This is a genomic window from Caloramator fervidus (assembly GCF_900108045.1).
In the GTDB taxonomy this organism is placed as follows: Bacteria; Bacillota; Clostridia; order Clostridiales; family Caloramatoraceae; genus Caloramator; species Caloramator fervidus.
This window is the reverse complement of the sequence record NZ_FNUK01000015.1, coordinates 20,749-36,593: the sequence shown is the minus strand read 5'-3', so window position 1 is coordinate 36,593 and position 15,845 is coordinate 20,749. Positions and strand designations below refer to the sequence as shown.

Genomic DNA, 15,845 nt, shown 5'->3' with positions numbered 1-15,845 from the left:
TTATAGCATTTATTGTTATAATTTTAAACTTGATTGGTGGTGATAAGTTGAGGACTTTTATTACTTTTGATTTTGATTTAAAAACTAAGCAACAAATCGCTAATATTCAAAGAATAATCAAAGATAATTCAAATAAAGGAAGGTTTAAATATTATAATAACTTTCATCTGACTTTACAGTTTTTAGGAGAAACAGATTTGTCAACAGTTAATGAAATATACGATCAGCTTTTAAAAGCTGCAAAAAGTTTTTCAAAGGTGAAAGTTTTTTTACAAGGAATTGATGCTTTTGTAAGTGGTAATAATATAAGGACAATATATTTAAAAGTCCATGGGGAATTGGAAAAAATAAAAAATATAGCTGAGAAAGTGTTTTTAATTACAAATAAGTTTGGATTTAAAAAAGATAACAAATTTATTCCTCATGTTACAATAGCTCAGGATGTGGATTTAAATATATCCTTTGATGAATTAAAAGAAAAAGTTAAAGGTATAAAGATAGACAATATTGTTTTTGATAAAATTATAATAATGAAAAGTGAAGAAATTGAAGGGAAAAGAATATATACTCCATTAAAAATTTTATATTTAAAATAAATGAAAGGATGGTTATTATGATAACTAAAGAACAAATAGCTAGAATAAATGAACTTTATAAAAAGCAGGTGGAAGGAACGCTTACAGAAGAAGAAAAAAAAGAGCAGGCTTATTTAAGGAGATTATATGTGGATGCTATAAAGCAAAGCCTTAAGGCACAGCTTGACAGCATTAAAATTGTAACTCCAGAAGAATATGAAAAACTTAAAAAGGAAAAAGGGGGCTGTTGTGGGCATTCTCACTGCAATCATAAACATTAAGGGTGATATTAATGAAAAGTGATTTAAGAAAAAGTATGTTGCAAAAAAGGTTAATGCTTTCGAAGGAAGAAGTAGAAAAAAGAAGTTTAAAAGTAATAGATAATTTACTTAAAGTTGTTGACTTAAATAAGCTAAATAATATTATGCTTTATTATCCTATAAAAAATGAAGTTTCAACTTTAAGTTTGATAGAAATTTGTTTTAATAAAGGTAAAAAAGTTATTTTACCTAAAGTTTTGAAAGATGTTAAAGAGATTTTACCTTGTAAAATTAATTCTTTTGAAGATCTTATTGTAGGAGAATATGGTATATTAGAACCTAAAACTTTTGAAGTTATAGATAAGAATGATATTGATATAGTTATAGTTCCTGGAGTGGCTTTTTCAAAGGACGGCTTTAGATTAGGTTATGGAGCAGGTTACTACGATAGATTTTTATGTGATTATAAAGGATTAAAAATAGGTATTTGTTATTCATTTCAACTTTTAGATGATGTTTTTCAACAAGAGCATGATGTTATAATGAACTGTATCATAACTGAAGAACAGATAATTGAAGTTAAGGATTTTAAGTGATAAAATAATGTTGAATATTTTAAAATTTTTAAAAAGGAGGAAATATTATGTCAAAGAATGTTTTAGAAAACCTAACAAAAAAATATGATTTTATATGGGATAAAATAACCCAAGAAGATTACAAACAAATGATGGATTTTGCAGAAAGGTATAAAGAATTTATGAATAAAGCAAAAACAGAAAGGGAAGCTGTAACAGAAATAGTAAGAATGGCAAAAGAAAAAGGATTTATAGATTTATATGAAGCTATAAACGTTAATAAAAAGCTTGTTGCTGGAGATAAAATATATGCTGTTAACAGGGATAAATCAGTGGTTTTATTTGTTATAGGAAATGAACCTATGGAAAAGGGTATGAATATAATAGGTTCCCATATAGATTCTCCAAGAATAGATTTAAAACCAAATGCTTTATATGAAGATGAAGGTTTTGCCCTTCTAGAAACACATTATTATGGAGGAATAAAGAAATATCAATGGGTTACTATTCCATTAGCGCTTCATGGAGTTGTAGTTAAAAAAGGTGGGGAAAAAATTAATATAGTTATAGGGGAAGATGAAAACGATCCTGTTCTTTACATAACAGATCTTTTAATACATTTATCAGCTGATCAAATGGAAAAGAAGCTTGCTAAGGGAATAGAAGGTGAAGATTTAAATGTATTATTTGGAAGCCAGCCAATAGAAGATAAAGAAGCAAAATCAAGAATAAAGTTAAATATTTTAAGAATTTTAAATGAGCGTTATGGAATTGATGAAGAAGATTTTGTAACAGCTGAATTTGAGATAGTTCCTGCAGGAAAGGCAAGGGATGTAGGTCTAGACAGAAGTATGGTTATGGCATATGGTCATGATGATAAGGTATGTGCATACACATCATTAGAAGCTATATTAGAAATAGAAAATCCTCAAAGAACTTGTGTTGCAATATTTGCTGATAAAGAAGAAACAGGAAGCAATGGTGCAACTGGTATGCATTCTAGATTTTTTGAAAATGTAGTTGCAGAAGTAATGGAATTAAAAGGAGAATATAGCGAATTGAAGTTAAGAAGAGCGCTTTCAAATTCAAAGATGCTTTCAGCTGATGTTACTGCAGCTTTTGACCCAATATATCCAAGTGTTCTTGAAAAGAAAAATAGTGCTTATATGGGTAAAGGAGTTGTAATTACAAAATATACTGGTTCAAGGGGAAAATATTCCTGCAACGATGCTAATGCTGAGTTTGTAGGATTTTTAAGAGATTTATTTAATAAACATAATATAACTTGGCAAACAGGAGAACTTGGAAAAGTTGATCAAGGTGGCGGTGGAACTATTGCATATATACTTGCTGAATATGGAATGGAAGTTGTTGACTGTGGTGTAGCACTATTAAGCATGCATGCTCCTTGGGAAATAGCAAGCAAAGCAGACATATATGAAACTTATAAAGCTTATAAAGTATTCTTCCAATATGCATAAAAGGCAGGATTTCCTGCCTTTTAATCTTTTATGCGATGTTATTTTTGATAATTTTTAAGCTCCTGAATTATTTTTGAAGCATCATCTTTAGTCCAATCTTTGCTTTCGTTTTTTCCTATAAGTTTTTGAGTGAGTTGTTTTAGTTGTTCTTCACTTAGATTTTTATCTTTGGCAAGTTTCATTATATAATTTTTTTGATTTGGTGTGGCATAATCGATTTTATCTTCTTTTGTTTCTGTGTTCTCATCAGTTACCAAGAGCTCTTCCATATCTTCAATATCTTGAGTGAATATTCCAGATGTTCTTGTGGCTGAAAGGGTAGCATCTATTAATGCTCTTTTTTTAGCCATTTTTAGTATTGTATTTACGATTGTATAAGGATTTTGTTTTGCAAATTTTGTTTCTTTGCTGTTACAAGAGCCTAATCCTTCTGAAATTATTTCACCTGTTTTTTTGCTTCTTAGTGAACATTTACAAAGATAATAAAAAAATCCTTCCTTCCAATTTTCTACTTTTTCAAGTATATCTACGCTTATAGTAAAACCATAAAGGTTACAAAGTTTTTCGGCTCCTGGTTTGAATAAACTTGGTTTTGGGCTTCCTGGTATTTTTCCGTAATCTTCTCCCTCTTTCATTTGGCTTTTAATAAAATTTTGTATTAATTTAAATTGTTCTATTTCCCTTTCTATAAGTTTTTCAGAAATAGATTCTCTATCATCATATATAACAAGTTCCTTTTCCATATAAACACCTCCACTTCTTATATATATTATACAATTTGGAGGTTTATATGTATATAAAAGACAAAATAAAAAGGTGGCATTTAGCCACCTTGGTGCCGAAGGCGGGAGTCGAACCCGCACGGGTTTTACCCCACCGGATTTTGAGTCCGGCGCGTCTGCCAGTTCCACCACTTCGGCAAGGACAATATTATATTAACATGGAATTTTATTTCCGTCAATATACTATTTATTGTTTTTTGCTCTTCTTGGTTTTGGCTTAGGGCGACCAATTACTTGTTTCTTTTTAGCCATTTTTTCAATAGTCAGCATATCTACAAAGGCTAGGGTCGCTAAGGATACCAGAATCATTTGTGTATACTGAAATATAATAGATTCGTAGAATACTTTAAATAAAGGTGGAACTATAGCAAATATAAATAAAAGCATTACAATATGTATTTTTTTTATTTTTGATTTTAAGATATAAGGGCGAATTAAATTAAAAAGTATTAATGATATAAAAACTATTGCTAAAACAATACCAAGTTGCTTTAAAAACATCTAAATCCCCTTTCATTTTTAGTGTCAAAAATATTATAACAGCATTTTAGTTTATAAACAATATTATTTTTTAATGCTTTGTGGTAAAATATTCTTATGATGGTATAGATATAAAAATATTGTAAAATGTTGTCGAAATGAGGTGAAATAATGTTGAGATTTTTAGATGCTGGAGAATCTCATGGAAAAATGCTTGTAGCTATAATAGAAGGATTCCCTTCAAATGTTGAAATAGATTTTGAAAGTGTAAACAAATTTTTATCAAGAAGACAAAAGGGATATGGACGAGGAGCAAGAATGAAAATAGAAAGCGACAAAATAGAAGTAATTTCAGGTATAAGAGGAGGAAAAACTACTGGAGCACCTATATGTATAGCAATACATAATAAAGATTATGAAAATTGGAAAGAAATAATGGATTATCTAAAGGAATATAAAGAAAAAGTTACAGTTCCACGACCTGGTCATGCAGATCTTAATGGTGTTTTAAAGTATGATTTAGATGATATTAGAAATGTAATTGAAAGAGCTAGTGCAAGGGAAACGGCAATAAGAGTTGCAGTTGGTGCTATTTGTATGGAACTTTTAAAAGTTTTTAACGTCAAATTTATTAGCAGGACGGTTAAGATTGGAAATATAGTAGATACAACAAAAGTTGAGGAATATTCTGATGAAATTGTAAATATTATAGAAAATTCACCTCTGAGATGTTTAGATAAAAAAGTTGAAAAGGAAATGATGGATTTAATTGATAAGGCAAGGGAAGAAGGAGATACTTTAGGGGGGGCAGTAGAGGTTATAGCTTTCAATGTTCCTCAGGGGTTAGGAAGTTATTCGTTTTATGATAGAAGAATGGATTATTTGATTTCAGGAAGTGTAATGTCTATTCAAGGAGTTAAAGCAGTAGAAATAGGAGAAGGGATTAAAGGATCAGAAACTAAAGGAAGTCAGTTTAATGACAAAATAATTTTTGAAGATGGAATTTTTAAAAGAGCTTCTAATAATTCAGGAGGAATTGAAGGTGGAATAACAACAGGAATGCCCATAGTTGTTAGAGCATATATGAAACCTATTCCTTCTATAAAGAAAGAATTTGAGACTGTGGATATATATGGAAATAAAATTAAAAGCAGATATGAGCGTTCAGATGTTTGTGCTGTTCCCTCTTTAGCTGTTGTTGTTGAAAGTGTTTTAGCTTATGAAATTTTAAAAGAATTTTTAAATAAGTTTTCCGGGGATAGTTTAGCAGATGTAATAAATTCTTATAATCATTATAATTTAAGGGTTGGTGGGGGAAAAAATTATGGAAGAAGTTTTGCTAATTCAACAAAGTAAGGAAAACGATGTAAAAGCTTTCGAAATTTTATTTAGTAAGTATGAAAAAAAGATATATAACTTAGCTTATTATATTTTAAAAAATGAACATGATGCTATGGATGTAACTCAAGAAGTAGCATTTAAGATATATAAGGCTTTAGCTAACTTTAAAGGTAATAGCAAACTAGCTACATGGATACATAAAATAACTTATAATACTTGTCTTGATTATATAAAAAAAGGAAAAATGATTTATCTTTAGATGAATTTATTGCTGTTGAAAGAGAAACTATAAATAATACTGAAGATGAACTAGAAACTAAGGAATTAAAAAGCATCATAAAAAGTTGCCTTTTAAAACTGAATGAAGATTTTAGGATTATAATAGTTTTAAGAGACATACATGGTCTTACATATCAAGAGATTGCTAATATATTAGGAATAGAGTTAGGAACTGTTAAGTCTAGATTAAATAGAGCCCGCGAAGCATTAAAAAATGAGCTTATAAAATGTGGGATAAAAAGGGGGTAATTATATTGAAAGAGAAAAAATATATAGACAATTTATTCAAAGATGATTTGGATTTTGAAGGAGGACTTTTAAATAGTTTGCTAGTTGAACCTCCTAAGAGTATGCATGATAATATAATGAGTAGTTTAAAACCCAATATAGAATATGCAAGAAGGTTTTCTTTAAAAAGATATTTATATGCAGCAGCTGCTGTATTTATATTTACTATAGGTGCAGGGGCTTATTTAAATAAAGTTGTAAATAAAAATGAAGCAAGGATTGTTTCAAAGCCATTTAAAATTCAAGTTAAAAATGTAGAGAAAAATACTAAAGTGGAAGTTAAGAATACTGATAAAAAAGTAAGTGTCGAAAAACAGAGTGCAAAAAGTTTAAATAAAACTTCTTTAAGTAAAAAAGAAGTTTCAAATAAAAAAGTTCAGCGAAGTATTAATAATAACTTAAAAAATGAAGCAGATAATAATAGTAATGCGATTAAAAACCAAGTGACGTCTTTGGTTGCTTCTGATAAGTTTAGTTCAAAAACAAATATGAATAATATTCCATCATCCTTATCTCAAGCTGTAATTTTATATCAATATGAAGTTATTTGCAAAAGCAATAATACAAAGGTTATTGATTTTATAAATAACAACTCTCAAAAAATAGCTCAAGATTTGTATGCAATAAGCATAGAAAAATTTGAAGAATTAAATAAAATTATATCTGAAGAAGGTTTACTTATTAAAAAAATGTCGGATGTTCAAAAAGATAACGCTATAACTATAAAACTAATAATAGAGTAATTTAAACTTGCCATGTTGGCAAGTTTTTTTATATTATTAATATGTCAATTAAATTTTTATTTGAGGAGAGAATGACAATGAAGAAAATGGTAATTATAGATTCTAATAGCTTACTCAATAGGGCTTTTTATGCATTGCCTCCTATGAACACTTCTTATGGTCAGCCTACAAATGCAGTTTATGGTTTTACTTTAATGCTTTTTAAGATTTTTGAAGAAATATCTCCTGATTATATAATTGCTGCGTTTGATAAAAGTAGGAAAAATTTTAGACATGAAAAATATAGCGATTATAAAGCGGGAAGAAAAAAGATGCCGGATGAGCTAGCACAGCAATTTGAACCTGTAAAGGAATTGTTAAGGGCTTTTAATATTGGAATTTTAGAAGTTGAAGGATATGAAGCAGATGATATAATTGGAACAATATCTAAAAAATACGCAGGAAGTGACCTTAAAATTTTTATAGTAACTGGAGATAGAGATACTTTGCAATTAGTTAATGATAATGTAAATGTATTATTAACTAAAAAAGGTGTTACAGAAATAGAAAAGTATGATTTAAATTACATAAGAGATAAATTTGGTATAAATCCTATTCAGATAATTGATCTTAAAGCTCTAATGGGAGATTCATCAGATAATATACCAGGTGTGCCAGGAATAGGGGAAAAAACTGCTTTAAAGTTATTAAGACAATATAAAGATTTAGATAATATTTATAGTAACTTAGAAAGCATAAATCCTATAAGAATTAGAGAACTTTTAAGAGAAAATAAAGAAATAGCATACCTTAGTAGGCAGTTAGCTACGATTAATTTAGAGGTTCCTGTGGATATTAATTTAGATGATGTTAAAATAAAAAATTGTGATAAGAATAAAGTAAGAGATATTTTTATTAAACTGGAGTTTAATAGCCTTCTTTCAAAGGTTTCTTATGAAGATAAGGAAAAGGATATTAATTTAAAAAAAATTGATGCAATAGAAGATATAAATAAAATAAAGGAAAGTATAGCATTAAATAGCAAGTTTAATTTTTGTTTTGTTCAAGATAAAAAGAGTATATTAGGAATGACAATTGAAAATGGTATTTTCATACCTGAAAATTTGATAAAAGAATTCTATGATATTTTTTCAAATAATGAAATAGAAAAAAATACATATTCATCAAAGATTGTGTATAATTATTTAAAAGAAAGAGATATACAACTTAAAAATGTTAATTTCGATGCAGAAATAGCTGCCTATGTTTTGAATCCATCTCTTAATAACTATTCTATGATGAATTTGATTAATAAGTATTTAGGTCAGCAGCTTAGTTTTGATGATGTTATTAAACAAGCATGTTATTTTATTAATCATTTAGATGTTATAAAAGAAAAAATGCTTAAGGAAATGGAGGAGTTAGATCTTATATCTTTATACTTTAAAGTTGAGCTGCCTCTTGTAGAAGTTTTATCGGATATGGAAATTGCTGGATTTAAGGTTGATAAAGAAACTTTGCATAGCATAGGTTTTCAATTAAGTGAGGAAATAGATAGATTAACAAGTGAAATATATGATTTAGCAGGTGAAGAATTTAATATTAACTCTCCTAAACAGCTTGGTACTATTTTATTTGAAAAGCTTAAACTTCCGGTTGTAAAGAAAACAAAAACGGGGTATTCAACTGATGCAGAGGTTCTTGAAGAGTTATCTTCTTATCATGTAATAGTAGAAAAGGTAATACAATATAGACAGCTTACAAAATTAAAAACAACATATATAGATGGTTTAAAGGATGCTATATCTAATGATGGGAAAATACATTCAAATTTTAATCAAACTGTCACTGCAACAGGTAGAATATCAAGTACTGAACCAAATTTACAAAATATACCTATAAAATTAGAACAAGGAAGGCAAATACGAAAGGCTTTTGTGCCATCTAATGAAAATTGTTTGATATTGACTGCTGACTATTCTCAAATAGAGTTAAGGATACTAGCTCATTTATCTAAAGATGAAAATTTAATTGATGCCTTTTTAAAAGGACAGGATATTCATGCAAGAACGGCTTCAGAGATTTTCAAAGTTCCAATTGAAGAAGTTACTCCCCTTCAAAGAAGTAGAGCAAAGACGGTTAATTTTGGAATTGTTTATGGTTTGTCAGATTATGGATTGGCAAAGGATTTAAAGATATCAAAAAAAGAGGCTAAAGAATATATTGACAAGTATTTTGAACGTTATAAGGGTGTAAAAGAATATTTGGAAAAGACTATACAGTTTGCAAAAGAAAAAGGATATGTAAAAACTATTTTAAACAGAATAAGATATATTCCAGAAATAAGATCTTCTAATAGAACTTTAAAAATGCTTGGCGAAAGATTAGCTATGAATACTCCAGTTCAAGGGTCGGCAGCTGATGTTATAAAAGTGGCTATGATTAAAGTATATAATAAGCTAAAAGAACAAAACTTAAAATCAAAAATAATTTTACAGGTTCATGATGAACTTGTATTAGAAGTTTATAAAGATGAACTTGAAATAGTAAAAATGATAGTAAAAACAGAAATGGAAAATGCAATAAAATTGTTAGTTCCTCTTGTTGTTGATATTAATTATGGTGAAAATTGGTATCTTGCAAAGTAGGTGATAATTTGTTGGTTGTTGGTTTAACTGGAGGAATTGCAACGGGTAAGTCTACTGTTTCAAAAATCATTGCTGAAAAAGGAATTGTTGTTATAGATGCTGATAGAATATCTAGGGAGATTGTAAAGCCAGGTGAAGTAGCGTATAAAAAAATAGTTGAATTTTTTGGGGAAGAAATATTAAGTGAAAATGGAGAAATTGATAGAAAAAAATTAAGAAATATAGTATTTAATGATTATAATAAACTTAAAGTTTTAAATGAAATAACACATCCTGAAATATTAAAAAAAATATTAATCAAGATTGAAGATTTAAAAAGCAAGGGGGAAAAAATTTGTGTATTGGATGCTGCCTTGCTTATAGAAGCTAATTTTCATAAATTTGTTGATAAGGTAATATTAGTATATTGCGATATAGAAATACAAATATCAAGACTAATGAAAAGGGACAATTTATCAAGAGAAGAGGCTATAAACATAATAAATTCCCAAATGAGTTTTGAACAAAAGAAAAAATATGCAGACTATTTAATAGATAATAGCAAAGATATAGATTTTACAAAAAAACAGGTAGATCGTGTTTTAAATAGCATTCTAGGTATGGAGGAGATAAATGTATAAAAAAAATTTGTTGATTTTACTTGTAGTTTTGTTTTTTATTTTTAATTTTAAAAATATAATGAAATTATTTTATCCAATAAAATATAAAGAATATGTTTTTAAATATTCTAAAGAGTATAATATAGATCCATACTTAGTTTTTGCCTTAATAAAGGCAGAAAGTAATTTTGATGAATGTGCCCAATCTAGAAAAGGAGCTATAGGTTTGATGCAAATAACTCCAAAAACTGGAGAATATATTGCTAAGTTGTTAAATGAAAGGTATTTTAGTAGAGAGTTTTTATATGATCCAGAAATAAATATAAAATTTGGCGTATTTTATTTATCTAAGTTATATAGGGATTTTAATTATGATATTGATTTTTCATTAGCTGCTTATAATGCAGGGGAAGGAAATGTTAGAAGGTGGATTAAAAACAATGTTTCACCTAATGAACTTCCATATAAAGAAACAAAGCTTTATATAAAAAAAGTCAAGTGTTATTATTACAAATACAAATGGCTTTATGAAAAAAAGTTTATATAAAAATATTGACAAAATAATATTATTTTGATATTATTATTGGTGTCGAGCGGAGATGGCGGAATTGGCAGACGCGCACGTTTGAGGGGCGTGTGGGTATCCCGTGCGGGTTCAAGTCCCGCTCTCCGCACCAAAGGACCTTTTAAAGGTCCTTTTTTTATTTTGCTGGGATTTATCCGAATTTTTTGTTTTTTTTGTAGTAAAATTTCTAAAAGGATTTTTTGAATGTTTGTTGAATTAAATAAATAAGTAAAATTTTTAAGTAGGTGATACATTGTTACTTATTAATATTGCAAGCAATGATTTTAAAGTAAAAAATATCTCTCTTAGTGACCTTGTAGATGTATTAAATTTTATCAATGAAGATTCTGATAATCTTTTAAGTATCGGTTATGATAAAAAGATAAACTTAGAATTTATTAAAGAAAAGTATATGGAAAGTCTAGTTGATCCTTTAGAATTTTTCTGTGGTATTTATAAAGAGGATGAAATGTTAGGTATATTAAAAGGAAGATTAGAAAATAAGGGTGTTTTGGAGGTATGGTTTTTAACTTATATTTTAAAAAAATCTTTTAGGAGATTAGGATTAGGAAGTTACATTTTAAAACTTGTAGAAGACTACTTAAAGTTTCAATATAATGTATTAAAATATTATGCTATTGTTTCTATTGATAACGAGAAGAGTATAAAGTTTTGGATTAAAAATGGGTATATAATTGAAAGAACCTCTGAGTATTTTAAATTAAATGATAAACCTGTTAATATTTTAATGAAAGGAGTGAAATAAATGAATCAAAATGTTAATTGGTATTTACAAAAAAGACTAGAAAGAGTAAAACAAGCTCTTGAGAAAAACAATTATGAGGTTTATATCGTTGATGATTTAGATGAAGTAAAAAGTTTGTTGTCAAATTTAATTGATAAAAAATCTACTGTATCCTTTGGAGGTTCTATGACCCTTTTGGATGGTGGAATAATTGACCATTTAAGAAATTTAGATATAGAGCTTTTAGATAGATATAAAGAGGGGTTAACTAAGGAAGAAATTTTAGAATTACATAGAAAATCCTTTTTTGCAGATTATTATATTACAAGCTCTAATGCTATTACAGAACAAGGATATCTTGTTAACTTAGATGGCAATGGCAATAGAGTTGCAGCAATGATTTTTGGTCCTAAAAAGGTTATTGTAATAGCGGGTTATAATAAGATAGTAAAGGATCTTGATGAGGCATATGAAAGGGTAAGAAATTATACAGCACCTATTAATTCAAAAAGATTGTTAAGAAAAACACCTTGCGTAGAAGTTGCAAAATGTTTAGATTGTAATTCTGATGAGAGAATATGCAATCATTATTTAGTTACATACCGACAAAATGTAAAAGGAAGAGGAATTGTAATATTAGTGAAAAAAGAGTTGGGATTTTAAACCTTAAGAAAGGAGTAGCAGCATGAAAAGATTTAAAATAATTTTATTTGCAATGTTTTTTTTAGTGGTTTTACAAGTTCACACTAAAGCTAATAGTTTAGATCAAAGAAACAAAGTTGCTTTATCTAGAGGACCTCAGCTGGTAAGCTATGCAACAAGATTTTTAGGCACAAGGTATAGATATAGTGGCCAAACTCCTTTTGGATTCGATTGTTCAGGTTTTACATCTTATGTTTATAGATGTTTTGGATATAATATTCCACATAGTTCAAAGGAGCAGTATAAAATAGGAGTTAGAGTTTCAAAATCTCAGCTTCTCCCAGGTGATTTGGTGTTTTTTAACACAAATAGAAAAGGGATTTCGCATGTGGGTATTTACATAGGCAACGGTAAATTTATTCACGCATCATCTGGAAAAGGTTATGTTACAATAACTAGCTTAAATGATTCATATTATTTGAAAAGATATGTTGGGGCAGTAAGAGTATTTAGATAGAGCACAGCTCTATCTATTTTTGTGTGGGGGGGGAGCATTATGAGATATGTTAGAATACAGTTTGATAAAAAGAAACCTATGATGAATAAATTTTTAATAGCATTATCTATTATTATTAGTATGATATTTTTATTTACTTACTCTTTGTTAAATATAAAGTCTTCGGCATTGATTTATAAAAATGATATTAGTAAAAAAAATAAATATGTATATTACTTTGTTCAGGCAGGTTATTTTAAAAATAAAAACAATGCAGAAAATTATGCTAAGATGCTTAATAGTAAAAAGTTTTATGCTACGGTAATACATAGCGATAATGCATATAGAGTTTTGATATGGATAGATAATGATAAAAATATTATAAAAAAATATGAAGATTACTTGAAAAAAAGTAATATATCATACATAATAAAAGTTGTTGAGTTTACCGAAAAGAATGCTATACAACTTTGTAAAATTGTTGATGAGCAGTTAATGATTTTAAAAAATCAAAGAAGTTTTGAAAATTTATCAATTAATTACTGTAAAATTAAGGAATTTAATGTTGAATGTGAAAACTTTATAAAAAATTATAGAAATAAAGATATAAATAGCTGTTTAAAAAATCTGGCTAATGAGATATTTTACATTAAAAAATTTAAAAATGTGCAAGATTAACTTGCACATTTTTTTGAAATGATATACTATTTACGAGGTTTAGTTAGTTTTTTATAGTTTAAAATTTAATAAAATGTTAAAAATTTATTAAAGGAGTAGTAATTATGGGGAAGTATAATTACAGGGGGATTAGTTACTTAATAATTCTTATGTTAGTTTTTGGGTTAGCAGGAACTTTACTTGGGGAACTTTTAGGAAAAGCTATAAAAGTTCTTGCATTTTTGCAAAAAGATTATGTAATAGGCTTAAAACCTATGTATTTAGATTTAAAGTTTTTTGCTTTAACTTTTGGAATGACTTTTAAAATTAACATGTTAACTATGTTAGGAATGATTATAGCATTTTTTATTTACAAAAAAATGTAGGTGATATTATGAAAATCATATTAGCTTCTTCTTCACCAAGAAGAATAGAAATACTAAGAAAATTTAATATTAATTTTGAGGTTATTCCGTCAAATTTTGAGGAGAATTTAAACATTAACAATCCTTTAGTTCTCTCAATCGAACTGGCAAGAGGTAAGGCCTTAGAAGTTTCAAATAGAGTAGATAGAAAATCTATTATAATTTCTGCAGATACAATTGTTGCAAAAGGACAAAAAATTTTTGGAAAGCCAAAGGATGAAAAGGATGCTTATTATATGTTAAAAGAATTAAGTGGTAGCACTCATGAGGTTATAACAGGTATTTGTGTTTATGATGTTTTTAGAAATTTTTTGATTTGTGATTATGAGATTACAAAAGTTGTTTTTAAAGAGTTGACAGATTTCGAGATTAATGATTATATAAAGACAAAAGAACCTTTTGATAAAGCAGGAGCTTATGGCATTCAAGGTATAGGTGGTTTATTTGTTAAGAAAATAGATGGATGTTTCTATAACGTTGTTGGACTTCCTATATATAAGTTGAATTTAATGTTGAGGGAAGTGGGGGTTAATCTTTTAAGAGGGAGTGTTGATTTTGAGTAATTTCAAAATTAAGGATATACCCCCTTATGAAAGACCACGTGAAAGGCTTATTAAGTATGGTCCTGAAGTTTTATCTAATGCAGAGCTTTTAGCTATTTTAATAAGAACAGGAACAAAAAATTTAAGTGCAATTGATCTAGCTCATAGCATAATAAATCATAAAGGATTAGATTTTTTGTGTAGCTGCTCTTTTGAAGACTTAAGCAAGATTAAAGGAATAGGAGTTGCTAAAGCTGCCCAAATAAAGGCTGCTATTGAATTGGGAAAGAGGTTAAAAGGGTTAAGAAATCATAATAAAGTTAAGATCACTTCTCCTAAGGATGTTTTTGAACTTTTAGGAGAGGATATGAGATATTTAAAAAAAGAACATTTTAGAGTTATAATGCTTAATACAAAAAATGTAGTTATGGATATTAAAGATATATCAATAGGTAATTTAAATTCTTCAATTGTTCATCCAAGGGAAGTTTTTTGTGAGGCTATAAAAAGAAGTAGTTTTTCCATAATAATTTGTCACAATCATCCATCAGGCGATCCAAGTCCAAGCCAAGAAGATATTGATGTTACTAAAAGATTATATGAAGCTGGAAAAATTATTGGCATAGATCTTTTAGATCATATAATTATAGGAGATGGTTGTTATATAAGTTTAAAAGAAAAAAATCTGATTTAAGAAAGGAGATAAGTATATGGCATTATTTGGATTCTCAAAGGATATGGGTATAGACTTAGGAACAGCTAATACATTAATATATGTTAAAGGAAAAGGGATAATTCTTAGGGAACCATCCGTTGTTGCTATAAAGAATGATAATACAAAGCAAGTATTAGCAGTTGGAGATGAAGCAAAAGAAATGATAGGAAGAACTCCAGGAAATATAGTGGCAATAAGACCTTTAAAGGATGGAGTAATTGCAGATTTTGATATAACTCAAACTATGTTAAAAAGGTTTATTCAAAAAGTTACAAATGGGGGAGCCTTTGTAAGACCTAGAATAGTTGTTTGCTATCCTTCAGGAGTAACTGAAGTTGAAAAAAGAGCAATAGAAGAAGCGACTAAGCAAGCAGGAGCAAGGGAAGTTCATCTTTTAGAAGAGCCTATGGCGGCAGCTATAGGAGCAGGACTTCCTGTGAATGAGCCGACAGGAAGTATGGTTGTTGACATAGGTGGTGGAACAACAGAAGTTGCGGTAATTTCATTAGATGGAATAGTAACAAGCAAATCTTTAAGAATAGCAGGAGATGAACTTGACCAGGCTATAGTTAACTATGTTAAAAAAGAATATAATCTAATGATAGGAGAAAGAACTGCAGAACAAATAAAAATACAAATAGGTTCAGCTTATCCAGATGATGAAGAAAGAACAATGGATATAAAGGGTAGAGATTTAGTTTCAGGACTTCCTAAAGTTATACAAATTACTTCATCTGAGATTAGGGAAGCTATTAAAGAGCCAGTAACTGCAATAGTTGATGCTATAAAATATACTCTTGAAAAAACTCCACCAGAACTTGCTGCAGATATTATGGATAAGGGTATTATGCTAACAGGAGGAGGAGCCTTATTAAGAGGATTAGATAAGTTGATAAATAATGAAACGCATATTCCTGTCCATATTGCAGAAAATCCTTTAGATTGTGTTGCTATCGGAGCAGGAAAAGCGTTAGAATATATAGATAGGCTTTCATCAAGGGGCTTTGGCTTTTCAAAGTCTAGATAGA

Annotated in this window: 21 protein-coding genes and 2 tRNA genes; 20 read left to right on the top strand and 3 right to left on the bottom strand. The window is 28.4% G+C overall.

The window, feature by feature from the left end:
• Positions 1–47 precede the first annotated feature (47 nt).
• The 4 genes from thpR to C4R78_RS06365 are packed head-to-tail and all read left to right on the top strand — an operon-like array spanning position 48 to position 2,891.
• Positions 48–596, top strand: coding sequence for an RNA 2',3'-cyclic phosphodiesterase (gene thpR, locus C4R78_RS06380; RefSeq protein ID WP_159945849.1), 549 nt, complete (start codon positions 48–50; stop codon positions 594–596).
• 17 nt (positions 597–613) lie between these two features.
• Positions 614–856: a DUF896 domain-containing protein gene (locus C4R78_RS06375; protein WP_103896247.1), complete on the top strand. Its 243-nt coding sequence runs from the start codon at positions 614–616 to the stop codon at positions 854–856.
• An 11-nt stretch (positions 857–867) separates the two neighbouring features.
• Positions 868–1,431 (top strand): 5-formyltetrahydrofolate cyclo-ligase, encoded by a 564-nt coding sequence (locus tag C4R78_RS06370; protein ID WP_103896246.1) that lies wholly within the window; start codon positions 868–870, stop codon positions 1,429–1,431.
• 47 nt (positions 1,432–1,478) lie between these two features.
• Positions 1,479–2,891 (top strand): aminopeptidase, encoded by a 1,413-nt coding sequence (locus tag C4R78_RS06365; protein ID WP_103896245.1) that lies wholly within the window; start codon positions 1,479–1,481, stop codon positions 2,889–2,891.
• Between the two features lie 38 nt (positions 2,892–2,929).
• Here C4R78_RS06365 and C4R78_RS06360 read toward each other — a convergent pair whose 3' ends face one another.
• From C4R78_RS06360 to C4R78_RS06350, 3 genes are all read right to left on the bottom strand, one after another.
• Positions 2,930–3,634, bottom strand: a complete 705-nt coding sequence (locus C4R78_RS06360) for a hypothetical protein (protein WP_103896244.1) — start codon at positions 3,632–3,634, stop codon at positions 2,930–2,932.
• Between the two features lie 90 nt (positions 3,635–3,724).
• Positions 3,725–3,811: transfer RNA gene (locus tag C4R78_RS06355), tRNA-Leu, on the bottom strand.
• A gap of 45 nt (positions 3,812–3,856) precedes the next feature.
• Positions 3,857–4,174 carry a hypothetical protein gene (locus C4R78_RS06350; RefSeq protein ID WP_103896243.1) on the bottom strand — a complete coding sequence of 106 codons (318 nt, stop codon included), beginning with the start codon at positions 4,172–4,174 and terminating at the stop codon, positions 3,857–3,859.
• 150 nt (positions 4,175–4,324) lie between these two features.
• Here C4R78_RS06350 and aroC point away from each other — a divergent pair, with 150 nt between their 5' ends.
• The 16 genes from aroC (at position 4,325) to C4R78_RS06270 (ending at position 15,844) form a co-directional block, all read left to right on the top strand.
• Positions 4,325–5,509, top strand: a complete 1,185-nt coding sequence (gene aroC / locus C4R78_RS06345) for a chorismate synthase (protein WP_103896242.1) — start codon at positions 4,325–4,327, stop codon at positions 5,507–5,509.
• Positions 5,478–5,753 (top strand): RNA polymerase sigma factor, encoded by a 276-nt coding sequence (locus C4R78_RS09675; RefSeq protein WP_103896241.1) that lies wholly within the window; start codon positions 5,478–5,480, stop codon positions 5,751–5,753. Before aroC ends, C4R78_RS09675 begins: the two co-directional genes overlap by 32 nt.
• Positions 5,754–5,761: 8 nt before the next feature.
• On the top strand, positions 5,762–6,022 hold the full coding sequence (locus C4R78_RS09715; protein ID WP_103896264.1) for a sigma-70 family RNA polymerase sigma factor: 261 nt from the start codon (positions 5,762–5,764) through the stop codon (positions 6,020–6,022).
• 5 nt (positions 6,023–6,027) lie between these two features.
• Positions 6,028–6,804, top strand: a complete 777-nt coding sequence (locus C4R78_RS06330) for a hypothetical protein (RefSeq protein WP_103896240.1) — start codon at positions 6,028–6,030, stop codon at positions 6,802–6,804.
• A 71-nt stretch (positions 6,805–6,875) separates the two neighbouring features.
• A complete protein-coding gene (polA, locus tag C4R78_RS06325) occupies positions 6,876–9,431 on the top strand; it encodes a DNA polymerase I (RefSeq protein ID WP_103896239.1) in 2,556 nt (851 codons plus the stop codon).
• An 8-nt stretch (positions 9,432–9,439) separates the two neighbouring features.
• On the top strand, positions 9,440–10,051 hold the full coding sequence (gene coaE / locus C4R78_RS06320; protein WP_103896263.1) for a dephospho-CoA kinase: 612 nt from the start codon (positions 9,440–9,442) through the stop codon (positions 10,049–10,051).
• Positions 10,044–10,577 (top strand): lytic transglycosylase domain-containing protein, encoded by a 534-nt coding sequence (locus C4R78_RS06315; RefSeq protein WP_103896238.1) that lies wholly within the window; start codon positions 10,044–10,046, stop codon positions 10,575–10,577. The genes coaE and C4R78_RS06315 overlap by 8 nt, the downstream gene beginning before the upstream one ends.
• Positions 10,578–10,623: 46 nt before the next feature.
• A tRNA-Leu gene (locus C4R78_RS06310) sits at positions 10,624–10,707 on the top strand.
• 141 nt (positions 10,708–10,848) lie between these two features.
• Entirely contained in the window at positions 10,849–11,361 is a 513-nt protein-coding gene (locus C4R78_RS06305; protein WP_103896237.1) for a GNAT family N-acetyltransferase, read from the top strand.
• On the top strand, positions 11,362–12,003 hold the full coding sequence (locus tag C4R78_RS06300) for a lactate utilization protein (RefSeq protein WP_103896236.1): 642 nt from the start codon (positions 11,362–11,364) through the stop codon (positions 12,001–12,003).
• A gap of 22 nt (positions 12,004–12,025) precedes the next feature.
• Positions 12,026–12,499, top strand: a complete 474-nt coding sequence (locus tag C4R78_RS06295) for a C40 family peptidase (protein WP_103896235.1) — start codon at positions 12,026–12,028, stop codon at positions 12,497–12,499.
• A 39-nt stretch (positions 12,500–12,538) separates the two neighbouring features.
• The gene (locus tag C4R78_RS06290) at positions 12,539–13,156 is read left to right on the top strand and encodes an SPOR domain-containing protein (protein WP_103896234.1); all 618 of its coding nucleotides are present in this window, start codon (positions 12,539–12,541) and stop codon (positions 13,154–13,156) included.
• Between the two features lie 149 nt (positions 13,157–13,305).
• A complete protein-coding gene (locus tag C4R78_RS06285) occupies positions 13,306–13,521 on the top strand; it encodes a DUF4321 domain-containing protein (protein WP_242971208.1) in 216 nt (71 codons plus the stop codon).
• A gap of 8 nt (positions 13,522–13,529) precedes the next feature.
• The gene (locus C4R78_RS06280) at positions 13,530–14,123 is read left to right on the top strand and encodes a Maf family protein (RefSeq protein WP_103896232.1); all 594 of its coding nucleotides are present in this window, start codon (positions 13,530–13,532) and stop codon (positions 14,121–14,123) included.
• Positions 14,110–14,796 carry a RadC family protein gene (gene radC, locus C4R78_RS06275; protein WP_173689749.1) on the top strand — a complete coding sequence of 229 codons (687 nt, stop codon included), beginning with the start codon at positions 14,110–14,112 and terminating at the stop codon, positions 14,794–14,796. The genes C4R78_RS06280 and radC overlap by 14 nt, the downstream gene beginning before the upstream one ends.
• Positions 14,797–14,812: 16 nt before the next feature.
• Entirely contained in the window at positions 14,813–15,844 is a 1,032-nt protein-coding gene (locus C4R78_RS06270) for a rod shape-determining protein (RefSeq protein ID WP_103896231.1), read from the top strand.
• Position 15,845 lies beyond the last annotated feature (1 nt).